The organism is Gemmatimonas sp. UBA7669 (genome assembly GCF_002483225.1).
GTDB lineage: Bacteria > Gemmatimonadota > Gemmatimonadetes > Gemmatimonadales > Gemmatimonadaceae > Gemmatimonas.
In genome coordinates, this window is sequence record NZ_DLHL01000025.1 from 26,486 (window position 1) to 50,711 (window position 24,226).

Below are 24,226 nucleotides of genomic sequence, written 5' to 3' on the forward strand. Positions count from 1 at the left end.
ACGGTCGCGGTGGGAGGGCGATCGGAGCCGACGCGGGAAACTAGTTCGGAGTCGGGGCTCGCACCAGCCTCGGCCGTCACGCTGCGGGAAACGTTCGGGCCAGCCTGGCCGGTCAGCGAATGCCGAGGGTCTTGTGGGTCTGGACCGAGAGGCGCCAGCGTGGATGCGCCAGGCAGTAGGCCAGCGCCGCTCTGGTGTTGGCCGCCTGCTCGGGGCCGTCCATGGGCTGGAGCAGGAAGTGCTGGAAGTCGAGACCGGTGAAGCGCTCCGGCGGCGCCTTGTCCTGCGGATAGACCAACTTGAGCTCATGGCCCGAGGTCAGCACCAGCGGCGCGTCGGCCTTGGGGCTCACGCAGATCCAGTCGAGGCCGGGCGGGGCGGGCTGTGTACCGTTGGTTTCCACCGCCACCTCGAAGCCGGCCGCGTGCAAGGCGTCCACCGCCGCCGCATCCAGCTGAAGCAGGGGCTCGCCACCGGTGCACACCACGAAGGGGCGCACGTCGGCCGGCGCGTCAGCCGGCCAGCGGGACTTCACGAAGGCCGCCAGCGCCTCGGCGGTGGCAAACTTGCCGCCGTCAGGCCCGACACCCACAAAATCGGTGTCGCAGAACGTGCAGACGGCCGACGCGCGGTCGGCCTCACGTCCCGTCCACAGATTGCAGCCGGCGAAGCGACAGAACACCGCCGCCCGGCCAGCGTTCACGCCCTCGCCCTGCAGCGTGTAGAAGCACTCCTTGACCGTGTATGCCATGGGGGCGGCGCTCAGCGGTCGGCGTAGGCGATGGGGTCGGCCGACCCCGCCTCGGCGAAGCCGCGCAGACGCAGCTGGCAGGCGTCGCAGTGGCCGCAGGCCGTGCCATTCGGCGCGGGGTCATAGCAGCTGGTGGTGAGGCTGTAGTCCACACCCAGCTCGCGGCCCAGGGCCACAATCTGCGCCTTGGTGAGGTGCTGCAGCGGCGCATGGATGCGCAGACGCTGTCCGCCCTGCACGCCGGCGGCGGTGGCCAGATTGGCCATGGTCTCGAACGCGGCCACGTACTCCGGCCGGCAATCCGGGTAGCCGGAATAGTCCAGCGCGTTCACCCCGATGAAGATGGCGTCCGCCCCCAGCACCTCCGCCCAGGCGAGGGCGAAGGACAGAAAGATTGTATTGCGGGCCGGCACATAGGTGACCGGAATGGCGTCACTGGCCTCCTGAGCGGACGGTGACACGTCCCGATCCTTGGGCACCTCCACGTCGGCCGTGAGGGCCGAGCCGCCCCAGAGGCGGAGATCGATGTCCACCACGACGTGCCGGGCCACGCCCTGGGCGGCGGCCACGCGGCGCGCGGCGTCGATTTCAACCAGATGGCGCTGGCCATAGCGGAAGGTCATGGCGTAGGGCGTGTAGCCCTCACGGCGCGCCACGGCGAGCGCGGTGGCCGAATCGAGGCCGCCCGACAGGAGCACCACGGCCGGCGGGCCGTCATTGGGCGAACCGCCAGCTGGCTGGTCGGGAGGCGAAGAGCGGAGCGTGGACATGATCCGGCAAAGATAACCGATCCGGAGGGTTCACCCGGGGGGAGTTCAGTTCCGCTCGGCGAGGCTCCAGCTTGCAGGCATGTTCGACTGGCTCAGCGACCCGCAGGCGTGGATTTCCCTGCTCACGCTGTCGGTGCTCGAGATCGTTCTCGGCATCGACAACATCATTTTCATCTCGATTCTGGCCGGCAAGCTGCCGCCGGCCGAGCAGCCGCGTGCGCGGTCGCTCGGGTTGGCCGGCGCGTTCGTCTCGCGCATTCTGCTGCTGTTGTCCATCACCTGGGTCATGCAGCTCACGCGTCCGCTGTTCGGGTTGTTGGGGCGCGAGTTTTCGGGGCGTGATCTCATCCTGCTGCTGGGCGGCCTGTTTCTGATCGGCAAGGCGACACTCGAGATTCATCACAAGCTCGAGGGGCCCGACGAGCACACCGAGCAGGCGGCCAAGGCGCGCAACACGCTCTGGGCCACCGTGGCACAGATCATGGTGCTGGACATCGTGTTTTCGCTGGACTCGGTGATCACGGCCGTTGGCATGGCCGACGAGGTGAGCATCATGGTGCTGGCCAATGTGGTGGCGCTGGCCGTGATGCTGTTTGCCGCGGGCTCCATCAGCGCCTTCGTGGACAAGCACCCCACGGTGAAGATGCTCGCGCTGGCCTTCCTCGTGCTCATTGGCACGAACCTCGTCGCGGAAGGCCTGGGACAGCACATTCCCAAGGGCTACACCTATTTCGCGATGGCGTTTTCGGTGGCGGTGGAGATGCTCAACATCCGCGTGCGGCGCCGGGCCTGAGGCCCGCCGCCGCGTTGGCCTGACTCTTGCCCTCAAGATGGGCGACCCTTTTTCCCGGAGTGCCTGCATGACGTCTGTCTTCGTCACATCCCGTCGCCTGCTGGCGACGCTCGTATTGTCCGTCACCGTGGCCGGCGAGGCCGTGGCCCAGTCGTCCGGCAACAGCGGCCCGGCCGCCGTGGGCGCAACTCTCACGCCCTATGCGGGGTACCTGATCACCGGCAACTGGTACGACGGTCCGGTGGGAACGAGCATCAGCACCACCAACGCGCCCACGGTGGGCGTGCAGGGCAGCATTCCGCTGGCCCGTGGTCTGTCCCTGGTGGGCAACCTCGCCTATGCCTCGGGCGACCTGCGCATCGGGTTGCCCCTGCTGGGCGGTGTCAACGTGGGCAGTGCCACGACCTGGATGTACGACGTGGGGCTCGAGCTCGGTGGCCTGGGGGGCACCACGCGTGGTTTTGCGCCGTTCATCCAGGGTGGCATTGGCGGCATGACCAACGACATCAGCGTGAGTGTGCTCGACACCCGCTCCACCAGCGTGGCCTATACGCTGGGTGGCGGCTTGGATGTGGGTATCACGCCGGGTATCACGCTGCGTCTGCAGGCCAAGGATTACATCAGCCGTTTCAACTCCGAGGATGCCGTGGGTTTCCGGGCCGAAGGCAACCTCGCGCACAACCTCGCGCTTACGGCGGGCATTCGCTTCGTATTCTGACCTCGTAGTCATGTCGGGGCGGACACGTGTGATGTCGGCCGGAGCGATCGCGTGCTAGACTACGCGATCGTCTGATCCTCCAGCTGAGCATTGCCGTGTCCGCATTCCGTTTCTTCCCTCGTGGCCCGCAGGGGCCAGCTCCGCGGTGGCCGCTTGCGGCTCTCGCGCTTGCCGTCGCGACCCTCGCCGGCGGCTTGCCCGTGTCCACGCTGCCGGCCCAGTCCAGTGGCCAGGGCAATGCGGCCGGCGCCGCCTCGGTCCTGTCCGATACGGCACGCAGTGTGCGCGCGGGGGTGGACCCGCTGCGTGGCAACGTGGGCGCGCTCAGTGCGCTGAGTGCACAGGCGCGCTCACAGCAGGATGCGTTCGAGCGCAATCACCGGCTCGGGCTGCGTTTCTACAATGGCGGAGCCGACGCGAGCTGCGAGGTACCGCTGGGCCGCATCTGCTACTGGAACAACAACGGCGACGTACCGCCGCCGGCCGAGCGCAACGATGCGAAGATCGAACGCGAGCAACTGCTGGATCTGCTCGCGCGGGCGCAGAGTGCCGACCCCAAGGATGACTGGGTGAACGGCATGCGCGTGCGCTATGCCATTGAGGGGCAGAAGCCGGAGCTGGCGGTGGAGGCGGCGCGCGCCTGCGGCGGCACGAGCTGGTGGTGCGACGCCCTGCAGGGACTGGCGCTGCACAATGCCAACCTGCACCGCGAGGCGCAGGCAGCGTTTGAGCGGGCGTTGTCGGCCATGCCGGCGGCGCAGCGCTGCGAGTGGACCGATCTCACGCCGTGGCTGGATCCGTCTACGCATGCAGCCTACAAGGCCATGAGCTGCGACGCGCGCGCCTCGTACAACACGCGCGTGCTGCGTCTGGCGCAGCCGCTCTGGATGCTGCCGGGCAATGATGCGGCCAGTGAGTGGTATGCGCGGCACACCATGTCGCGCATTCATTCGCTGGGCCGCATTCCCTACGATCTGCAGTGGGGCGATGACCTGCTCGAGTCGCAGCTGCGTTACGGCTGGCCGATGTCCTGGTCGGTGCAGAATGGTGGCGTGGCCGATCCGCGACCGCCGCAGGTCATCGGTCATGAGCCGACACCGAGCTACGACTTCATGCCCGTGCCGGCCGTGATCGAGAATCCGCTGGCGGCCAAGGAGGAGTCGTGGGAGCCCAAGCGTCGCAAGGCGCGCATGCGCTACGCCACGCGATACGCGGCGGGGTACGGTGAGCTGCCGCATCAGTTCGCGCGCTTCAAGCGCGGGGACACGACGCTGGTGGCCGGTGGCTTCCGTCTCATGCGCGAGCTCGAAATGGGGCGCGCGCCGTATAACGCCGGCCTGACGCTCGACGCACTCAATGGGCAGACGCCGGTGCAGGTCACCAAGGACGATGCCGGCGCCAATCGCGCGCTGCTCGCGCCCATGACCGCGCCCATGCTGGCCAGTCTCGAAGTGCTCGCGCCCACCGGCAAGCGGGCCGCGCGGGTGCGTGCGGCCGTGCAGCCGCTGCCCGCAGACACGCGCCTTTCGGACTTCCTGCTGCTGCAGCGTGGTGATCCGTCGCTCACCCCGAGCCTCGAGCGCAATGCCGAGCAGGCCTATGGGTCGCGCGATGTGGTCGGCGGTACGCAGATCGGCCTGTACTGGGAGATGTACCGTCCGGCCAGCCCGCAGGCACCACTGCAGGTGTCCGTGCGGGCCACACGACTGGGCGCGAGTTTCATGCAGCGTCTGGGCAGCAGCATCGGCTTGTCCAAGGCCCTGCAGCCGATCTCCATCAAGTACAACGACAACGGGCGGCCCGATGGCGGGGCGGGGCGCAGCCTGACGCTCAATTTCCCGAGTGTGCCGGAGGGCGATTACCGGCTCACGCTGGTCGTGAGTGGATCGGGGATCACCGACAGCACGACGCAGACCATTCGCGTGAGGTCGGGGAGGTAGGCACACCTCTCACCTCTCGTTTCGCATTTCAGACTTCAGATGTCTGATGTCCGAGATGTGAGGTGGGAGGATGAGACTGAAATAGATGATTGCGATGTGAGCAACCAATGAGATGGGAATCCCGATCGTATGCGGAGGGGACTGCGGTCGGGGTCGGGTCGCGGTCCAGGTCGGGGTCGGGTCGCGGTCCAGGTCGGGGTCGGGGTCGGGTCGGGGTCAAGGTCAAGGTGCCCCCCTCGCGATAGTCCCGGTCGGCGCCCAGCCGCCCACGATCGCATCTCTCACATCATTCGTTGCTCACATCCCAATCATCTATTTCTGTCCCATCTCCCACCATCTCACATCTCATCCTCTCCCCATCTCACCTCTCAAGGGAGCGAGAGGATTTGACGAGGACAATGCCTACGGGTGCGCCGTAGTCATCGTTCGAGATGGGCAGGCCCGGCGGCGCCATCCATTGGCCTCCGTCCGCGCGCACCATGAGGCGGTGGGTTCCCGGCGCGAGCTTGAGCTCGGCGCGCCAGCGTCCGCTGGGATGCCGCTTGAGCTGCGTCACGGTCCAGGCCGTGGCATCGCCCATCAGCTCCACGCTTTCCGCACGCGGCGCATCAACAAGCAGCACGACGCGCAGCGTGTCACCCGCGCCCTCGCCGGCAGCGGTTCCGGACTCGAGCGAGGCGCTGTCCACACCCGTCGTTGACGCCGCCACGGTGACGCCACGCAGACTGGCGGCATCCACGCGGCCGAGGGTGCGGGCCTCGAAGGACAAAATGCCGTTGGGCGTGCCCGCATGATCGTCCCGCCAAGGCAGACGCGAAATGCGCACACCGATGCCCACAATGGGCGAGAAACCGCGACGCGGTCGGTCACTGAGGTCATCGCGCAGCGACGTGCCGCCCACCGTGGCCGCATTGGACGCCGCCGACCCCACCAGCGACAGCCAACCCGTCACCGGCTGCACCACGGCCACCGAGGCCACTGTGGGCACCGCCTGGGGACGCGGCGCGAGCGCGTCGCGACTGATCCAGGTCGCCACCGGCGCCGTCACCGACACCAGCCAGCCCGTGGCACCGGTCTGGAAGCCCATCGAGGCAATGCCCGTGGCCAGATCGCGCCGCTGCACGGTGCGCAAAGTGCGACTGCTCACCATGCGTCCCGCATCGTTCGGCAAGCCCGCCATCTGATCAGGCTCGTCCACCGTGATGGTCTGCGTGGTCATGCGACTGGCGCGCTCGAGCGACATGCCGAAGGCCAGTTCGACACCGGCGTAGCGCGTGATGAGCCCCGCCTCCGCCCGCCCAACGCGACCCACGTCCACACGCCGCGAAATGGTGGTGTCGGCGCCGCGATCATCGAGGCCGCCCGAGGCCTGTACCACCGGCAAACCGCCAAGCCGCCCCGGTGCGCCGTCCAGCGAGCCATGGCCAAAGGACACCGCGCCCCAGACCCGCTGTTCGCCAAACCGTGCACGCGCGCGCAAGGCCAGCGTGCCCTGCGTTGCCTCATGACTGCTCATGGCATCGCGCAGGCTCGCATTGCCGCTGGCGAGGGCCGTGAACTTGACTCGACCGAGACGCCCGATGGGCTGCGTGGCGCCCAGCCACACGTCGTTGCGCTGCGACAGGGCGCTGCCGCTGCCGTCAGGCAGCAGGGCGACGCCGAGGAGCGAGAAGCTGGCCGTTTCCGTGACGCTGCCGATGTTGGCCGACGGCGCGATGGGCGACTCGGTCCGCGATTGCGCCATGAGCGCACGCCCGCCCGCCAGCGAGGCCAGCGCCGCCGAAAGGGCGCAGGGCACCGCCCAACGGTGACTCCGGGAACTACGACTCGACGGAGCCGGAGTCCCAGGCCACGGACGCTGCGTCGCACGAAGGGGTCGGCGGGCGATCGTCACGGGTCAGGTGGGCGAATCGGCTTGCGATCCGTCGTCGCAGGTGTGGACGGCGAAGCGCCAGGCGGGATCGTTCCTCGAACATAGCGATTGAGGGCCTCGAGGGCCATACCGGGGCCACGCTGCGCGTTCTTGGCGACGAGTGCCTGAAGACCGAGCAGCGCTTCGTCCCCCTTGGGCAGCGGGGACAGCGCATTCACGGCGTCTCGGGCATTGGGACGAGGCACGCCGCGGCTCACGAGATCCGTGAGCACGACCAGGGCAATTTCGGTGGAGCCACGCGGGTTGTTGCGGCGCACGGACTGCAGCGTGGCCTCATCAATGCCCGCACGCAGGGCGGCCGCGCCGGCGGCCAGTTCGTCGGGTGAACTCGTGGGCCCGAGCGTCTCGCGTGCCGAGTTGAGGGCGGCGGCGAATTCACGCACGGTGCGCAGGATACGCTCGCTGCTCATGCGACGCGCCGCCCCTTCAAGCGCACGATTGATGAGCGGCCGCGTTGGCAGGCCCATGTCGCGCGCGTCCTCGAACAGGCCGCGCAGGGTGTTGGCCGTGAGTGAGTCGAAACGGCTTTCGTCGAACTGAATCTGTGCACGGCTTTGCAGCGCGACCTGCGAGGCCGCAGCCTGCGTGGTCGCGGGCAACACCGGCGACGCGCTGGCACGCAGCGTGTCCGGCCGTGCCTGGGCGCCCAGGGGCCGTGCGGCAACTGCCAGTGGTGCCCAGGCCAGCATCAGCATGGGCAGCCTCGCCGACAGTCGCCAGCTCAGACTCCTGTGCTCCCGTTTCAACGCGCAGCCTCGTCGACGATCACGGCGTTGGTGGGGCCAAACCCGGCATCCGGCACCTGTGGCGCCAGCGGATCGACCAGCCACTGCTGACCGTCGACGACAAAGGCATAGGTGTGCCGACCCGGCTCAAGCGGCACCCGGGCCGACCAGGTGCCATCGGCCGCCTGCTGCACCATGGGCGTGGCCTGCTCGTCCCAGCCATTGAAGTCGCCCACCAGCGAGACTTCACGCGCCGTTGCGGGCAGGCGCAGCTCAAAACGCACCGTTCCGTCGCCCACCGCACGCGTGCTGCCCTCAAGCGTGTGCGCCGAGCCGGCAACAAACGCGCTGTCGGCCTGGCGCTGACTGGCCTCGGGCCGCCAGGGGCGCACCACACTCACGACCAACACGGCCGCTGCCGCGGCGCCCCACCACCACTGCGGACGGGGCAGACGCCGAGTTCCCGGTTTGCCGCCACCACCGCCATGCTTCCGGCCTGCCTCGGCCAGTACGGCCCGGGCACAGTCTGCCGCCATGTGTGGCGTAGAGGCCGGCAGCGCCGCATACGACGCCCTGAGCCGCTGCGTGAGGCGCGTCTCCAATTCGGCGTCGACGCCGCTCTGATCATCGGGACCCGGGAAGGGCAAAGGCTGGTCAGCCATGACAGACCTCCCCGGTGGGCGCATTGCGACTCATGACGCCGGCCCCTCGAAGTCGCGGCCCAGCAGCGCCCGCAACCGCTCGCTGCCGCGCTTGACGCGCATCTTGAGCGCCGACTCGCCTGCGCCTGTCATGGCCGACATCTCGCCGTACTCCAGCCCTTCGGCGTACTTGAGCAGCAGCGCTTCCCGCTGCAACGGATCGAGCTGCGCCAGGGCCCGCAGCAACGCGGCATCTTCCACACCGACTGGCGTGGTCGATGTGGGCGCGGTCGCCGAATCGATGGCGGCGTCGTCCTGAATGAACCGGCGCGTGCGCCGGCCACGGGAGGTGAGGAAGTTGCGGCACTGGTTGGTCAGGATGCGGAACAGCCAACCGCGAAACTGATCGCGCTCGTCGTACCGCCCGATCGCGAGATAGGCCCGCAGAAAAGTGTCCTGAACCACGTCCTCCGCATCCGCCCGCTCTCCCAGCATGTGGTATGCGAACCGCCAGCACGCGTCGTGATAGCGCGAGACCAAAAGACCGAAGGCCTCCCCGTCACCGGCGCGCGTCCGGACGACCAGTTCCGCGTCCGTCATCACCAAGTCAACATCGCAGCCACGCCACTCGTCACAGTGGCTCGGCCGTCGGGCCGCTGGTGAACCGCGGCGGACCGGCTCGATGACAGCTGGTACCCCGCGGATGAAGCCAGGGTCATCCGCGCAGCGAAGCCAACACCTGGACCGCCATTACCGCCAGGAACAGCCCCATGCCCAGCCGGTTGACCCCGCCCAAACGCTGCATCACCGCCGGGGTGTCACTCATGCGGACATCCTGGGTCTCCGCAAATCGCCGGGCCGCGCGGGCGCGACGGAAGAGAAACCAGTTCGCTGTCCCGCCGGCGGCAATCGACAGAGAAATCCGCACCGCCGCGATGAGATTGACCACCGATTGATTCTCGGGCTTCATCATCTCATCGAGCGTCTGCGGCAACTCCATGTCGGGCCCGAGCAAGCGAATGGCCACGAGCGGCGCGAAAAAGAAGATCGCCCACTGCAGATAGAGCTTGCGATAGAGGAACCAGAGCGGGCCGAACAGGGCGGCGCTCCAATTCCAGGTTGGCACGAACTGCGGATCGTCGACGAACACCTGGAGCTTGCGTCGATATACCGACTCCCAGCGCGGGCCGATGAATGCGGCCAGCAGCGCTTCGTCGCGTGACGCCGCGGCCCCACCGGCCTGCGCCCAGCGTGGCAACTCGGGCGGTGGCGGCGCGGACTGGTTCTCCGGTCGGTCGGACGGGGAGTTGGACTCGGTCATCTCGGCTTCCGTTCAGGCGCCAGCGGCGGGCACATGCCGCACGCTCGGTTGCTGCTGCGACAGACAGTGCAGCGTGCCCAACCCCCACACGAGATCGACGGCATGAATGCCGATGACGTCGTGCTGCGGCAGCAGACTCGCGAGCGTGTTGAGCGCCACGCGATCGTTGCGGTCGTTGAAGGTCGGTACGAGACAAACCCCATTGCCGAGGTAGAAGTTCGCGTAGCTGGCCGGCAGGCGCGTGCCGTCCATGATGACCGGGCGCGGATAGGGCAAAGTGACGACACGAAGGGCTTCGCCGCGCGCGTCCGTCGCGCCTTCGAGTCGCCGCAGATTGTCCAGCGAGCGCGCGTGGTTCTCGTCGTCGGGGTTTTCCTCGTGCGCGAGCACCATTACCCCGGGCGCCACGAAACGCGCAATGTCGTCGATGTGCCCATGCGTATCGTCGCCGACACAGCCCTCACCCAGCCAGATGGTTTTGCTGATGCCGAGGTACTCGGCGAATGCGCGCTCGTAGTCGGCGCGGGTATAGCCGGGATTGCGCACCTGTACGTCGCTGAGCAACCACTCCTCAGTCACCAGCATGGTGCCGCGGCCATCAGTTTCGATGCCACCGCCTTCGAGCACGAGAGCTGCGCCGGTATCATGGCGCAGGGCCTGCACCATAGGCAGCCCCGACACACTGGCCATGCGCGCCGGTACTTCGCGGTCGAGCGCGAAGTTGTCGTACTTGGCCCAGGCGTTGAAGTCCCAGCGGATCCACTCGACGGTGCCGTCTGCCGTATGCACGGCCGTTGCCCCCGAATCACGCAACCACACGCGATCGGTGGGCTGCACATGCAGGCGATATCGGGACGCGTCCACGTCGTGCATGGTGAGTGCACTGCGCGCCTCGTCGGCGACCTCATCGCTGTGGCAGAGAATCTCCACACGTTCGTAGGGCGCGAGTGCGCGCACGATTTCCGCGTACACCCACGGAATGGGCGCGAACTTGCCCGGCCAGTCGGGCTCGTGGTGCGGCCAGCCAATCCAGGTGGCGTCGTGACGCTCCCACTCCGCGGGCATACGACGCGCGGGCACGGCCTGGGCCCGCGCCGCGGTCCCGGCCGCCTGCGCCGCCGTGATCGCGGCGTTGGCGGCGATCACCGCCGCGCTGGCGGCAATGCTGGCCGCTGTGCTCACGACGGCCCCATCCAACGGTTGAGAATGGGACCATACGCGTCGATGCGCCGGTCACGCAGGAAGGGCCAGTTGCGCCGCGTCTCCTCGATGAGGCTCAGGTCGCACTGGGCCACGAGAATGGCCGGCTCGGTCCCGGCCTGCTCGAGGTAACGGCCAAACGGATCGCAGATGAACGACTGCCCGAAGAACTCGAGCCCGTCGGTGCCCGGCTCGGGCTCGAAGCCCACACGATTGGGCGAGGCCACGAAGACGCCGTTGGCGATGGCGTGTGCGCGCTGCGCGGTACGCCACGCATCAACCTGCGCGTCGCCGAATGTGGCCTTCTCCGCGGGATGCCAGCCGATGGCCGTGGGATAGAACAGCACCTGCGCCCCGAGCAGCGCCGTGATGCGCGCGCCTTCGGGATACCACTGATCCCAGCAGATGAGCACACCGATGTCAGCGTAGCGCGTACGCCAGACACGGAAGCCGTTGTAGCCCGGATGCCGCTCGTGCCGCTGGTCACCCGTCAGGTCACCGGGCGCGAAGTAGTACTTCTCCTCGAAGAGCGGGTCGTGCGGGATGTGCATCTTGCGATACGTGCCCAGTACGCTGCCGTCGGCATCGATGACGGTGGCCGAGTTGCGGTAGAGGCCCGGGGCCTCGCGCTCGTAGTACGGCACGACGATGACGATGGCGAGCTCCTTCGCCAACGCCTGAAAGGTGTGCACGATGGGACCGTCGGCCGGCTCGGCAATGTCAAACCGCTCCGGACGCACCGTCTTGCAGAAGTACGGCGCGTTGAAGAGTTCCTGCAGGCAGATGATCTGCGCACCACGCGCCGCGGCTTCCCGCACGCGTGTTACGGCCTTGGCCACATTGGCGGCCAGATCGTCGGACGCGGTGTCCTGCACGATCCCGATGGTGACGATGTTGGGCATGCGATAAAGATAGCCAAACTCGTGAGGCGAAACGCTCACTCAGGACCCGGAACTCGAACTCAAAACCCGGAACTGATCGGTTTCGGGTTCTGGGTTCAAGTTCCGGGTTGCGAGTTGCCCTGGTGGCTACTTCCTGCTCTTTTTCGCCGGCTCGGGATCCAGCAGCGGCTGCAGGTAGCCGAGCAGGGCCCGGCGCAGGTCATCCAGCATGGCTTTGCGGTCAGCGGCCACGCTGGTCCGTCCGCGCTGGGCGAGAATGGCCTGACCGATGGTCGCGGTCATGAGCGCCGCGCGCCGCCGGTCACGCGCTGGCAGGCGGGGATTGCGCGTGGCAAACAGCACGTCGAGCCGATCCACGAAGGACTCGAAGAGCTGCGCCCGGAGGCGCGCGGGCGCAGCGCCCGTGGCACCGGGCGGCGCGTCGTGACTGGCGAAGACCCGACGAAACGCGGGCGTGCGGTCATGGAAATCGGCGAGCGGTCGTACGACCCGATCGATGAGGCGCTCGAGCGGCAGTTCCAGCGGGTCGAGCGGGAGCGCGCGCTCGTGGATGGCGCGCATCTCGTCGGCGTAGCGCAGCGCCAACGCCGCGAGCACGGCATCACGATTGGGGAAGAACTGATACAGCGAGCCCTTGGCCGTCTTGGCTTCGGCGGCGATGGCCTCGGCGGTGGCCGCTTCAATGCCATCGCGGGCAATGACCGTGGCCGCTGCCTCGAGCAGCAGTTCCACGCGGCGCTGGCCACGGGACTGACGTGGGCGCCGCCGATACGCGTCGTCGGCGAGCGCGCTCAATTCCGCGCTGCGATCGCTGCTTTCGGGCGGGTCGAGCAGGTCGGACGCATCGGGCGGCGCGAGCTGTTCGACGGCCTCATCGGGATCGGGCGCGGCGGCGGGAGCCGGCGAGCTACGGCGCTTGGCGGGCATCCCGAGAGGATACCGACGGGAACGGATGTTGACAACGCGCGCGGGTCCGATGGTGGACCGGTCCGCGCGCGCTCACATGCGGTGCGCTGCAGTCACTCGGTCAGTGGGTCACTCGGTCACGAGCAGCGCCACGACATCCATCACGTTGGTGCCCGTGGGCCCGGTGCGCAGCAGGGCGTCGGCGGCGTCGAGGGCGAGATAGGAGCGACCGGTCGCCAGATCGGTTTCCGGCGCGCGACCGTGACGACGGGCCAAGCCGGGCGTCGCGGCGTCTGTAATGGCCCCGGCCGCATCGGTGGGACCATCGCGGCCGTCCGTGCCGGCGGCCAGCACGCGCACGCGCCATGCGTCGGCGTGGCCACGCTGCGTCGCAGCCTCGAGTGCCAGGGCCGCCGACAATGCCAGCACCTGCATGCGCCCGCCCTTGAGCGGTTCGTCAGCGGCCGACGGCCGGCGCGGCAGGGCGAAGCCTTCGGCGCGCGCGACGGCGTCATCCGCATCCAGTCGCGCGTCGTCGTCTTCTCCGAATTCCATGGCGCGCGCCATCGTGGCGTGCAGATCCACCACGGGCTCACCGCCGGCGAGCAACACGGCGCGGCTTCCACGCGGCGTCTGGCGGGCGAGCGCGATCGCGCGCTGTGCCAGCACCTCACCCAGCAGCGCGGCATCCCCTTCGAGCGGCGTGTCATCCACCATCACCGATGTCACCGCATGCTGTGACGCAGCGCGTGACGCTTCGGCCACGGCCAGCGCATTGCGCGCCACAATGCGGTACGAGGTGTGCGCGAAGGCCGGGTGTGTTGCAGGCGGTACGGCAGGCGGTGTGCCGCTTCCGGCGAGCCCCAGCACGGTGGACATCTCGCGCTGCAGTCGACTGCGGAGATCGTGCGCGTCGAGCACCGCGAGAAAGGTCGCGTCGTCGAAGGGATCGGGGGTGCAAGGGCCCGAACCGATCACGGCCTCGTCGTCGCCAATGACATCGCTGATGGCAAAGGTGGCAATGTGCGCGGCACCACGCTGATGTAGTGCCGTGGCCAGCCGGCCGGCACCAAAACGCAGCACGCGGCGGCGGATGGCGTTCATCTCGTGAATGGCCAGTCCACCTTCGAGCAGCGTCTGTGCCAGATTGGCGACAAGCGCCTGCGCCGCGGCGGCGTCACCGGCCGCCTGCGAGAGTGCGGGGATGGGGGCCGCGCAGAGGGCGGTCGTGCCACCGGAGAGCAGCACGAGCACCACGTCGTTGGTGGCGACATCGGCGATGGCGTCTTCGAGTGCTTCGGCTGCAGCGAGTGATGCCGGGCCGGGTACCGGGTGGTCACCCAGTGCCACACGAATCCCCGCCGTCGGCACCCATGTGTCGGGCAGCGCATGGCTCACCAGCGCACCGCCGGTCGGCGTTATACCGCGTGCGTCCAGCGCGGCCACGGCGCCCTGCAGCATGGCCGGCGCGGCCTTGCCGAGGGCCAGGACATGTACACGAACGCCGGGAGCCATGCCGTGTTCGTCGCACCACACCGACACGGCGCCCCGCGTGCGCTCAAACGGCGCCGCGCCCTGCACCGCGGCCTCATAGAGAGCCGAGAGCAGGGCGCGGTGTGTATCGACCGAGGGTCGAACGCTCACCTTACTTGCTGGCGGTGGCCTTGCTCACCGCGGAGCCCAGCTCGGTGTACGCGTCGGCGGCCATCTGGTTGAACGGGGTCGTGATGTACGCAATGCGGCCCGTGGGGTCGATGACGTACAGGTGTCGCGAATGGAAGCCCGTGCCCTTGTTGGCGCCGTAGGCCACACCCACCGCACGCGCGGTGTCGGCGGCGAAGCGGAAGGGGAACTTGGCATCATTGGCCCAGGAGACCAGTGCCGAGTCCGGGTCGGTGCTCACGCCAACGAGCGTGACCTTGCTGCCGCCCTTGAACAGCTCGGCGTAGCGGTCCCGGTACGACTCCATCTGCACGGTGCAGCCGCGCGTGCGCGCCTTGGGAAAGAATGCCAGCACCACCGTTTCGCCGCGGTGCTCGGAGAGCTTGAACGGCTTGGCCTCAACGCCCTTGGCGGTGACGGTCTGCACGGTGAAGTCGGGCGCCATGTCGCCGACCTTGAGCGTGGTCTGCGCGCCGGCAAGGGCTGGCAGCAGGCCAAAGGCGGCGGCGAAGGCCGCGGTGCGGGCCGCGACACGCGAACGAACGGACATCAGGAACTCCTGGCAGGGTGAAATGAAGGGAGACCGACGCAACAGGAACGCTAGTGTGCTGCGGGACCTGTCGCCAACCCGGGACGCCCGGTGACTCCCTCGGAGGACAATACCCCGCAGAGTTCTGTGGTTTCCGACACCAAAACGGCCGATTCGTGCTGGCACGGCGTCTGCAACGTGAGGTGGGTGAGGACGGCGCATGAAGCCCGTCACCTGTCCCGGAGATCCCATGCTGGCTGCCACGACCGTTTCGATGCCCCAGGTTCAGACACGTACTCGTCTGCGCCGGGCGGTGTTTCCTGTGCTGATTCCCGTGGCCTTCGCAGTCCTGACGGCCTGTGGGGGGAGCGAACGCGGCGTCGATGCACAGATGCAGGCGGATCTTCAGGCCGCCTCGCAGGCGGCGCCCATGCGCGGTCAGTACATGTCGCCCATGGAAATGGGGTACGGCGCCGGGTACGCGCCGGCGCCGGGGTATGGCGCCTACGGTTACCCGCAGCCCTATGGGCAGCCGTACGGCGCGTATCCGCCAGCCAGCTATCCGGCGGCCGCCTATCCGCAGGCGCCGCAGCGGGTGGTGTATGCCCCGGCTCCTGCGCCAGCGCGGCGCAGCGGCAGTTCGGGTACCGGCGGCGGGACGGGCAGGGGCGCCGTGCAGGAGCAACGCAACACGCAGAAGGGCGCCATCATCGGCGCGGCCACCGGCGCGGCCATTGGCGTGGCCACGTCACGTGATCGGGTGAAGGGTGCGGCTATCGGGGCACTGGGGGGTGCCGTGCTTGGTGGCGTGATCGGCCATCAGGTGAAGACGCCGCGCTGAATCGATTGGCAGCAAGCAGCGTCGTGCAGCACCTGCTGAACGCCACTGTGCGCTGCGACCCAACACAACACGAACGGTCGGCAACTTTCCAAGCGGTTGCCGTGTCCGAGAGAGAGAGGGGTAGGACGGTCTGATCGCTTCGTGGAGGGGGCGGGATGACAACAGGAACACCCGTCGTGGCGCCAGATCGCCGCGGCGGGTGTTGCTGTATGCGCTGCGGTTGTCTCGCCCTATGTCGTTTGCCCCACGCGTCAGCCGTACACCGTGAGCGCAGCGGGCAGGACGGACACCGCGATCTCGCCGGACGGGGCATCGTACAACTCGCCATCGGCTTCGAAACGCAGCGGCGTGCGGTCATCGCCACGGAGAACGAATGCGCTGCGCTGACGGCTTGTAACCGCTGGATGTTGCAAGTGCCGCCCAAGTACGGCGAGTCCGAGCACCGCCGGCCGCTGCCAGCGCGCGACCTCGCCAATCGCCACAGCGTGCAGTTGCCCGTTGTCGAGTCGCGCGCCAGGCGCAATGCGGAAGGCCCCACCAAACACGTGGCCGTTGGCGAACACCACCATCAGGTGACGCTGCCTGGGGGCGTCGTCGAGCTGGAGATCGAGGCCGCGAAAGCCCCGCAGCGCCGTCAGGGCGGTGACTACGTACGCGGCTGTCCCCCGCCAGATGGACGGCCGCTGCATGCGGGTGAGTACGTCCACGTCGAACCCGAGCCCGGCCGCGTTGCAGAACGGGACGTCGCCCATCATCCCCAAATCGATGCGACGCGTCTGGCCCCGATGAACCAATGCCGCGAGGGCCGCTACATCATGTGACGGCGTACCGAGTGATTTCACGAAGTCATTGCCCGTGCCGGCGGCGCACACGGCGAGCGGTGGAGTCGTGCGTCCCGCCCGAGCTGCGCGGTATAGCGCGGAGACTGCGTGATGCACGGCGCCGTCTCCACCCACCACCACCAGACCCTGTGCGCCATCGTCGAGCGCGCGGGTGACTTGCCGGGCTTCGTCGCCACGGCCCGTGGTGGTGTAGCGACGCACCGTGGCACCAGCGGCCAGCGCACGTTCCATGGCGTCGGCGCGCGGTGCCGCCCGCCCGCCACCGGCAGCGGGATTGACCAGCAGCGCAATCATGGTGTGGCGTGTGGCAGGTGGAGAGGGATGACGGGAACATCGAGGCGGCGCGCACCGGCCATGTGACGCCCTGCGCCTCGGGCGACATGTCCAAGATGAAATACGCGTGAGATGGTGGCGCAGGTCACGGACAATTGGCAAGGGCCACCACACATTGTGAGGGTCTTCAACACGGAGTACACCATGCGAGTCATGCGAACTTTTCTTGCGCTGGCGGCGACGGCCGCGCTGGCTGCCTGCGGCAGCGACAACACGGGCCCCAACGCGTCGGGCGACGTCGGCATCGGCTTTCAACTGGCCCAGTCATCCGGAGGCCGCGCCCTCACCGCTGATGGCATGATGGCCGCGCAGACGGCCGACGGCGTGGTGTCTGGCGCGGCGGTCAATGCCGAGCCCACCCCACTGGGTTTCCTCGTCACCCGCGGTGACGATGAGCTGCTCGTGACCAAGGCGCAGCTCGTCATCAAGAACGTCAAGCTCACGCGCGCGGGCGCCACCTGCCGCGATGATGACGATGACGACGATGATGATGATGACGATGATGATCGGCGACGGGACGATCGCTGCCCCACCGTGCATACCGGCCCGTATCTGGTGGATCTTGGCGTGACTGGTGAAGAGCGCGGGCGGCTGTCGGTGGATCTGCCCGAGGGCAACTACAGCGGCATTCGTTTTGACATTCACAAGGTGACCAGCAGCCGCTCCGACGATCTGGCCTTCCGTCAGGCCAATCCGGATTTCCGCGACATCAGCGTGCGGCTCGAAGGCAGCTACAACGGACAGCCGTTCGTGTTCGTGTCGGACGTGAATGCCAAGCTGGATGTGCCGCTCACCGCACCCGTCACCATTGGCGGTGATGTCACGAACGTCACGGTCACGCTGGATCTCGGTGCGTGGTTCGTGAACCCGGTCGGTGGTCTGTATGCACCGGCGCTGGCCAACACGCCGGGCCTCATTCGGGCTCGCGTGGAGAACAACATTCGCTTCGCGTTCAAGGCCTTCCGAGACAAGAATCGCGATGGGCGGGAAGACTGACGGTTCTGCGTGACTGAGGGCTGAAAACGAATCAGTTCCGGGTTTTGCGTTGAAGTTCCGGGTCATGAGTTCTTCAACTCACGACCCGGAACTTCAACCCAGAACCCGGAACTGATCTGTTTTCAGCGGTGCGACCCGTTACTTGCCAACGAGGCTGCGCAGCACGTACGGCAGAATGCCACCGTGGATGTAGTACTGCATTTCCTCCGGCGTATCGATGCGGCAACGTGCGCTGAAGGTCTTGACGCTGCCGTCAGCCGCGGTGGCCTTGACCGTGAGCGTGGCCCGCGGTGCGAGTGAGGCATCGAGGCCCACAATGTCGTAGGTCTCGAAGCCGGTCAGGCCCAGCGACTGCCGCGTTTCGGCGTTCACGAACTCGAGCGGCAGCACACCCATGCCCACGAGGTTCGAGCGATGAATGCGCTCGAAGCTCTCGGCAATGACCGCACGCACGCCGAGCAGCATGGTGCCCTTGGCCGCCCAGTCGCGCGAAGAGCCCGTGCCGTACTCCTTGCCGGCGATGACGATCTGCGACACACCGGCCGCCTGACGCGCCATCGACACATCGTAAATGGCTTCGGGCTCGGCGCCGGGCGCCGTAGCCGTCCACCAGCCTTCCTTGCCACCCGTCAGTTCGTTCTTGAGTCGGATGTTGGCGAAGGTGCCGCGCATCATGACTTCGTGATTGCCACGGCGTGCGCCGTAGGAGTTGAAGTCCTTCTTCTCCACGCCGAGCGACGTGAGGTACTTGCCGGCCGGGCTCGCGGCCGCGATGGAACCCGCGGGCGAGATGTGGTCGGTGGTAATGGAGTCGCCGAACATGCCAAGCACCTTGGCGCCGGTGATGGGGCGGATGCCCGGCGGCGTCATCGTCATGCCGGTGAAGTACGGCGGGTTCTGCACGTAGGTGCTGCTTGCGTCCCAGGCGTACTGATTGCCCGTGGGGGCCGCGATAGCCTGCCAGTGTTCGTCACCCTTGAACACATCGGCGTACTGCGTGGTGAACTGCTCGCGCTTGACGCTCTCGAGAATGGTGTGCTCGACTTCCTGCGGCGACGGCCAGATGTCACGCAGGAACACGGGGCCGTCGGTGCCGATGCCCAGCGGCTCGGTGGCCATGTCGATGTCCATGCGGCCAGCCAGCGCGTAGGCCACCACCAGCGGCGGCGACGCGAGGTAGTTGAAGCGCGTCTGCGGATTGACGCGGCCTTCGAAGTTGCGGTTGCCCGAAAGCACGGCCGCCACGTTGAGCTTGCCCGTATCGATGGCTTCGCTGATTTGTGTGGGCAGCGGACCCGAGTTGCCGATGCAGGTGGTGCAGCCGTAGCCCACCACATTGAAGCCAAGGGCGTTGAGCGAATCCATGAGATTCGCCTTGTGGAAGTACTCCGTGGCCACCTTGGAGCCGGGGGCCAGCGAGGTCTTGACCCAAGGCTTGGTCTTGAGGCCCTTGTTCACCGCGTTGCGCGCCAGCAAGCCAGCGGCGAGCATCACGCTCGGGTTGCTGGTGTTGGTGCAGCTCGTGATGGCGGCGATGACGACATGGCCGTGCTGCAGCTTGAACGACTGACCCTTGTAGTCGCAGGGTACCCCTTGGTCGGCTTCCACGTGTCCGCCTTCCGACACCATGGCCGCAGCGGCCGAACCGGCCGGCGCCGCCGCCACCGCCTGCGTGGCGAGCTGCGTGGCCAGCGCCTCGCGGAACATGGCCTTGCTCTCTGAGAGTGGCACACGATCCTGCGGACGCTTGGGGCCCGCGAGGCTTGGCACCACCGTGCTCAGGTCGAGTTCGAGCGTGTCGGTGAAGACGGGGTCGGGCGTGGCGTCAGTGCGGAAGAGCCCCTGCGCCTTGCAGTAGGCTTCGACCAGCGCGACCTGCTCGTCACTGCGGCCCGAGAGGCGCAGATACTTGAGCGTTTCGTCGTCGACGGGGAAGAAGCCCATGGTGGCGCCGTACTCGGGCGCCATGTTGGCGATGGTCGCGCGGTCGGCCAGTGCGAGGCTCGAGAGACCCGGGCCGTAGAACTCGACGAACTTGCCCACGACCTTCTTCTTGCGGAGCATCTCAGTGCAGGTGAGCACGAGGTCCGTGGCCGTGGCACCCGCGGGCAGCTTGCCGTGCAGCTTGAAGCCGATGACCTCGGGAATGAGCATGCTCACCGGCTGGCCCAGCATGGCCGCCTCGGCCTCGATGCCGCCCACACCCCAGCCCAGCACACCCAGGCCGTTGATCATGGTGGTGTGCGAGTCCGTGCCCACGAGCGAATCGCAGTAGGCCAGCGTCTCGCCGCCGTCCTGCGCGGTGAACACGACCTGCGCGAGGTACTCGAGATTGACCTGGTGGCAGATGCCCGTGCCCGGCGGAACCGCGCGGAAGTTGCGCAGCGCGGTCTGGCCCCACTTGAGGAACTGGTAGCGCTCGCGGTTGCGCTCGAACTCGAGTTCGGTGTTGAGCAGCAACGCGGCCTCGGTGCCGTATTCGTCCACCTGCACCGAGTGGTCGATGACCAGATCGACGGGCTGCAGCGGATTGATCCTGGTGGGATCGCCGCCGAGGGCCACCATGGCATCGCGCATGGCCGCGAGATCCACGACGCAGGGCACGCCGGTGAAGTCCTGCAGCAGCACACGGGCGGTGCGGAAGGCGATTTCCTTGTCCACGGGTGCCTTGACGTTCCAGCGCGCCAGCGCTTCGACGTCGGCCTGCTTGACGAAGGCGTTGTCCTCACCGCGCAGCATGTTCTCGAGCAGCACGCGCAGGGAGAAGGGCAGCGTGCGGGCCGTACTGCCGGCGAGGCCGTCGAGGGCATCGAGGCGGAAGTACGTGTACTGGCGGGCGCCCACCGTAAGCGTGGAGCGGGCGCCGAAGGAATTGGGGTGTGACATGAAGGGAGTGTCCTGCGCGGGCCGACCCCACGGGTGGCGCCACGCGTCCGGAACGGAGCCACTCATCGCGCCGCGACGCTGCCACTTGCAGCATCCGGTACCGACGAGGCTGCAGGGAATATCGGCCGGGGGACGGGCGACGGCCAGCCTTTGCGGCCCTGACGGGCTCAGGCTGACTGCGCCAGCCTTGCCCCGGCTTCGTCCCAGGTCTCGATGGGAGCCACGGTGATGGCCGATACGGGGCAGCAGCCCGCAAAGCCGCCGTCGGCTGGGGAGAACTCGTGCACGGGCAGCATGGGGTAGGCCTTGAGCTCCTCGTCGAGCGCCATGAGGTGGGGCGCGTGGGCCGCGCAGAGGCCGCAGCCGGTGCAGGCGGGCCGGTCCACCTCGATGCGCATGAGCCGACGCGGATAGATGCCGCCCGGGGCGCTCAGGGCATTGAGCAGGTGGCCAAGCGCCTCACGGGTGGCCGTGTAGCCCAGATCGAGCAGCTTTTCGATGTGCCGGAAGGAGAACCAGCCGATGTGCGAAACCGGCGGCCGCACGAGCAGCATGGGCGGCCCCTTCCAGGTCTCCAGCGTGGCCTGCTGCATTTCGTGCATCATCATCGTGGCGGCGCGCATGAAGATCGTGGCAAAGCCCTGCTCGGCCACGCCGGCGGCCAGCGGCACGTTGGCGATGCCCACGTCCACGGCAATGAGCGCGTCCACGTCGAGGCCCGCCACTTCGACCGGCAGATTGTCCATGGTGCCGCCGTCTATGCACACCCGGTCACCCACCACGCCGGGCGGGAAGAAGCCGGGCAGGGCACACGACGCATAGACGGCATCCCGCACCTTGACCTGTCGGAACCCCGGGCGTCCGAACACCACCGGGGTGCCACGCTCGAGGTCCACGGCCGCCACCAGCAGTTTGGTCTTGAGATCGTCAAAGCTGCCGTCAGCCACCAGCTCGTCACAGAGCGCGCGCAGCGGCCCCTCGAGGTAGATGGACCGCGACAACATGCGGTCCATGATCATGCCGACGTGATTGATGCGGAAGAGATCCTTGCGCTTGAAGGACAGCGCGCGCTCCTGCAGCACATCGGGCGTGACGCCACTGGCCGCGGCGGCGGCAATCATGGCGCCGATGCTGGTGCCGGCAAAGAGATGCGGCGTAATGCCCGCCTCGCGAATGGCGCGCAGCGCACCGATGTGGGCCATGCCCTTCAGCGCGCCGCCGCCCAGTACCACCCCAATGCGCGGCAGCGCCTGATGGATGCCGGTGCGGTCCATCGGGGTGCTGTCCACCGGTGCCTTGAACGGACTCACGCCTGCCTCTCCTGCCACGTCATACGGTCCACGTCAAACGGTGCACGTCATGCGGTCCACGATATGCGCTGTTCACCCACGGTTCATCTGTCACTGGTATCTTACACCCATGCGCGTGCTGCTGGTGGAAGACGACGAAACGCTGCGGGACAGCGCGGCGGCCTTCCTGCGTGCCAACGGGTTTGCGGTGGATCCGGTGGCCACGGGGAAGTTGGCGCGCGAGCTGGCGGCCGTCAGCCCATATGATGCCGTGGTGCTCGACCTGCGTCTGCCTGACGATGACGGGTTGGCCATCTGCACGGCGCTGCGTGCGCGCACGCCGGCGCCGCGCATCGTCATGGCCACGGCTCGCGATACGCTGGAGGATCGCGTGGCCGGGCTCGACCTCGGCGCCGACGACTATCTCGTCAAGCCGTATGCGCTGCGCGAACTGGTGGCGCGTCTGCGCGCGGTGCTGCGCCGCCCGGACAGTGACGCGCCCACAGTGCTGGTGGTGGGAGATCTGCACCTCGATCCTGCCACCCGGATGGTACGACGCGGCCGGCGCGACATCCCGCTGACCACCAAGGAGTTTGCCATTCTCCAGGTGCTCATGCGCGCGCCGGGTCGGGTGCTCACCCGCGAGTATCTGGGCGAGCACGCCTGGGACGACAATTTCGATCCCATGAGCAACGTGATCGACGTCTACATTGCGCGCCTGCGCCGCAAAGTGGACGCCGAGGGCGAGGTGCCGCTGCTGGAAACGGTACGCGGCACCGGGTATCGGCTCATGCTGCCTCCGCCGGAGTCCACACCTGGTGCGAACCGTGCCTGAGCGCGTGGGGCTTCGCTCCCGCATTCGCACCCGCTTCACGCTGCTCTATGCGGCCACGGTGCTGCTGTTGCTGCTGGTCGCGGCCACGGTCACGCGGCAGGCACTGCGCGCCACGCTGCAGCAGGAATTCGACGAATCGGTGCGCGCCTCGGCGGCCCTTGTGTCGCAGTTCTTCCGCACCGAAATCGCGGAGTATCGCAGCATCGAGGCCACGCTCACGCACATCAGCGGCGAGTTGGTGTTTGAAGACCGTGCCATGCATATCCGCCGACCCGACGATTCGCATTTTGGCGACTCCGTGTCCATGCCACGTGGCACCGTGTCGCGCATGGCCCGCGGTCAGCTGTCGGCGCCGGTGCGTGCGGTACGCTTTCCGCTCGACAAGGATCTGGCGCCCGGGTGGGACGTGGAAGTGCATGCGTCGCTGGCCAATCTGCACGCCCTGCTGCGGCGCATCGATCGCTGGTTTGGCTTCGGCATCCCGGCGCTGGTTGGAGTGGCGGCCATGGTGGGGTGGTGGCTCACGGGGCGCACACTGCGGCCCGTCGGCCAGATGGCCGACGCCGCGGCGCGCATCGCCCCGGTCAGTGGCGAGCGCCTGCCGCTCGCCAACCCGGGTGATGAGCTGGGCCGACTGGGCGAGCGCTTCAACGCGCTGCTGGACCAACTCGACGGGGCGCTCGTGCAACAGCGCGCGTTCCTGGCCGACGCCGCGCATGAATTGCGGACACCCATCGCCCGCATGCGCGCGCGTGTGGAGGTGGCGCAGTTGGCCGCGGCCGGGGGGCTGACCACGGCATCGCCGGCTTCACACGAAGACACGCTGCGCGCGCTCGAGGCCGAGCTGCGTGTGGTGTCGCAGCATCTCGATGAGTTGATGCAGCTGGCGCAGGCCGATGCCGCCGGTGACGACGCACCGCTGCGTCGTGAGCATCTGTTCCTCGACGACCTCGTCAGCGACGAGGTGCCGCGATGGCGGCCACAGGCCGAGCAGGCCGGACTTCGCCTCGACATGGAGACGCCGGAGGAAGCGCCGGTACAGGGCGATGCCGTGCTGCTGCGCCGTCTGCTGGGGGTGCTGCTCGACAATGCCCTGCGCTACGCCGCGCCTCAGGACGCTCAGGCCGAGGAAGCAACGGGCCGAGTGCGCGTGAAGGTGGCCGCACACGACACACAGGTCGAACTGCTCGTCGAGGACAGCGGGCCGGGCATTGCTCCGGCCGAGCGTGAACGCGTGTTCGATCGCTTCTTTCGCGGCGAGGACGCGAGACGTCGGCGCGCGGACGGCAGTGGTCTCGGCCTGGCCATCGCGGCCTGGGTGGTGCAGCGGCACCGCGGCAGCATTCGCATTGAAGACAGTCCCTTGGGGGGCGCCGCCTTCCGCGTGACCCTGCCGCGCGCCTAACTCGCGTC

At 67.8% G+C, this 24,226-nt stretch carries 22 protein-coding genes; 7 read left to right on the forward strand and 15 right to left on the reverse strand.

Features of this window, described 5'->3' with window-relative positions; translation table 11 throughout:
- Positions 1-112 precede the first annotated feature (112 nt).
- Positions 113-751, reverse strand: coding sequence for a 7-carboxy-7-deazaguanine synthase (gene queE, locus B2747_RS07105; protein WP_291158450.1), 639 nt, complete (start codon positions 749-751; stop codon positions 113-115).
- An 11-nt stretch (positions 752-762) separates the two neighbouring features.
- Complete coding sequence (gene queC, locus B2747_RS07110; RefSeq protein WP_291158453.1) at positions 763-1,521, reverse strand: 7-cyano-7-deazaguanine synthase QueC; 759 nt, start codon at positions 1,519-1,521, stop codon at positions 763-765.
- 79 nt (positions 1,522-1,600) lie between these two features.
- Here queC and B2747_RS07115 point away from each other — a divergent pair, with 79 nt between their 5' ends.
- The 3 genes from B2747_RS07115 (at position 1,601) to B2747_RS07125 (ending at position 4,972) form a co-directional block, all read left to right on the forward strand.
- Entirely contained in the window at positions 1,601-2,314 is a 714-nt protein-coding gene (locus B2747_RS07115; protein ID WP_291158456.1) for a TerC family protein, read from the forward strand.
- Between the two features lie 67 nt (positions 2,315-2,381).
- Positions 2,382-3,032: an outer membrane beta-barrel protein gene (locus tag B2747_RS07120; protein ID WP_291158459.1), complete on the forward strand. Its 651-nt coding sequence runs from the start codon at positions 2,382-2,384 to the stop codon at positions 3,030-3,032.
- A 95-nt stretch (positions 3,033-3,127) separates the two neighbouring features.
- Positions 3,128-4,972, forward strand: coding sequence for a hypothetical protein (locus B2747_RS07125; protein WP_291158462.1), 1,845 nt, complete (start codon positions 3,128-3,130; stop codon positions 4,970-4,972).
- 361 nt (positions 4,973-5,333) lie between these two features.
- Here B2747_RS07125 and B2747_RS07130 read toward each other — a convergent pair whose 3' ends face one another.
- The 10 genes from B2747_RS07130 to B2747_RS07175 all read right to left on the reverse strand — a co-directional run bounded on the left by B2747_RS07130 (position 5,334) and on the right by B2747_RS07175 (position 14,812).
- On the reverse strand, positions 5,334-6,770 hold the full coding sequence (locus B2747_RS07130) for a glycogen-binding domain-containing protein (RefSeq protein WP_291158465.1): 1,437 nt from the start codon (positions 6,768-6,770) through the stop codon (positions 5,334-5,336).
- A gap of 92 nt (positions 6,771-6,862) precedes the next feature.
- A complete protein-coding gene (locus tag B2747_RS07135) occupies positions 6,863-7,600 on the reverse strand; it encodes a hypothetical protein (protein ID WP_291158468.1) in 738 nt (245 codons plus the stop codon).
- 47 nt (positions 7,601-7,647) lie between these two features.
- Positions 7,648-8,292: an isoamylase early set domain-containing protein gene (locus tag B2747_RS07140; protein WP_291158471.1), complete on the reverse strand. Its 645-nt coding sequence runs from the start codon at positions 8,290-8,292 to the stop codon at positions 7,648-7,650.
- A gap of 30 nt (positions 8,293-8,322) precedes the next feature.
- Positions 8,323-8,871 carry an RNA polymerase sigma factor gene (locus B2747_RS07145; protein WP_291158473.1) on the reverse strand — a complete coding sequence of 183 codons (549 nt, stop codon included), beginning with the start codon at positions 8,869-8,871 and terminating at the stop codon, positions 8,323-8,325.
- A gap of 115 nt (positions 8,872-8,986) precedes the next feature.
- Positions 8,987-9,592: a DUF2628 domain-containing protein gene (locus tag B2747_RS07150; RefSeq protein ID WP_291158475.1), complete on the reverse strand. Its 606-nt coding sequence runs from the start codon at positions 9,590-9,592 to the stop codon at positions 8,987-8,989.
- A gap of 12 nt (positions 9,593-9,604) precedes the next feature.
- Entirely contained in the window at positions 9,605-10,774 is a 1,170-nt protein-coding gene (locus B2747_RS07155) for an agmatine deiminase family protein (protein ID WP_291158477.1), read from the reverse strand.
- Positions 10,771-11,694: a carbon-nitrogen hydrolase gene (locus B2747_RS07160; RefSeq protein ID WP_291158479.1), complete on the reverse strand. Its 924-nt coding sequence runs from the start codon at positions 11,692-11,694 to the stop codon at positions 10,771-10,773. The genes B2747_RS07155 and B2747_RS07160 overlap by 4 nt, the downstream gene beginning before the upstream one ends.
- Before the next feature lie 126 nt (positions 11,695-11,820).
- Positions 11,821-12,621, reverse strand: a complete 801-nt coding sequence (locus tag B2747_RS07165; protein ID WP_291158481.1) for a TetR family transcriptional regulator — start codon at positions 12,619-12,621, stop codon at positions 11,821-11,823.
- Between the two features lie 108 nt (positions 12,622-12,729).
- Complete coding sequence (locus B2747_RS07170) at positions 12,730-14,244, reverse strand: DUF4147 domain-containing protein (protein ID WP_291158483.1); 1,515 nt, start codon at positions 14,242-14,244, stop codon at positions 12,730-12,732.
- Between the two features lies 1 nt (position 14,245).
- Entirely contained in the window at positions 14,246-14,812 is a 567-nt protein-coding gene (locus B2747_RS07175; protein ID WP_291158485.1) for a peroxiredoxin family protein, read from the reverse strand.
- A 229-nt stretch (positions 14,813-15,041) separates the two neighbouring features.
- Here B2747_RS07175 and B2747_RS07180 point away from each other — a divergent pair, with 229 nt between their 5' ends.
- The gene (locus B2747_RS07180; protein ID WP_291158487.1) at positions 15,042-15,632 is read left to right on the forward strand and encodes a YMGG-like glycine zipper-containing protein; all 591 of its coding nucleotides are present in this window, start codon (positions 15,042-15,044) and stop codon (positions 15,630-15,632) included.
- Positions 15,633-15,883: 251 nt separating this feature from the next.
- On the opposite strand, the gene B2747_RS07185 is transcribed toward B2747_RS07180, so the two are convergent.
- Entirely contained in the window at positions 15,884-16,768 is an 885-nt protein-coding gene (locus tag B2747_RS07185; protein WP_291158489.1) for a diacylglycerol/lipid kinase family protein, read from the reverse strand.
- A gap of 192 nt (positions 16,769-16,960) precedes the next feature.
- Between B2747_RS07185 and B2747_RS07190 the strand changes: the two genes are divergently transcribed.
- Positions 16,961-17,803 carry a hypothetical protein gene (locus tag B2747_RS07190; RefSeq protein ID WP_291158491.1) on the forward strand — a complete coding sequence of 281 codons (843 nt, stop codon included), beginning with the start codon at positions 16,961-16,963 and terminating at the stop codon, positions 17,801-17,803.
- A gap of 138 nt (positions 17,804-17,941) precedes the next feature.
- Here the strand turns inward: B2747_RS07190 and acnA are convergent, their stop codons facing one another.
- Together acnA and B2747_RS07200 are read right to left on the reverse strand one after the other, a co-directional pair.
- Entirely contained in the window at positions 17,942-20,689 is a 2,748-nt protein-coding gene (gene acnA / locus B2747_RS07195) for an aconitate hydratase AcnA (RefSeq protein WP_291158493.1), read from the reverse strand.
- Between the two features lie 167 nt (positions 20,690-20,856).
- Positions 20,857-21,999, reverse strand: coding sequence for a patatin-like phospholipase family protein (locus B2747_RS07200; protein WP_291158495.1), 1,143 nt, complete (start codon positions 21,997-21,999; stop codon positions 20,857-20,859).
- 109 nt (positions 22,000-22,108) lie between these two features.
- Between B2747_RS07200 and B2747_RS07205 the strand changes: the two genes are divergently transcribed.
- Together B2747_RS07205 and B2747_RS07210 are read left to right on the forward strand one after the other, a co-directional pair.
- Positions 22,109-22,813 (forward strand): response regulator transcription factor, encoded by a 705-nt coding sequence (locus B2747_RS07205; RefSeq protein ID WP_291158497.1) that lies wholly within the window; start codon positions 22,109-22,111, stop codon positions 22,811-22,813.
- A complete protein-coding gene (locus B2747_RS07210; RefSeq protein ID WP_291158499.1) occupies positions 22,797-24,218 on the forward strand; it encodes a sensor histidine kinase in 1,422 nt (473 codons plus the stop codon). The genes B2747_RS07205 and B2747_RS07210 overlap by 17 nt, the downstream gene beginning before the upstream one ends.
- Positions 24,219-24,226: the final 8 nt, after the last annotated feature.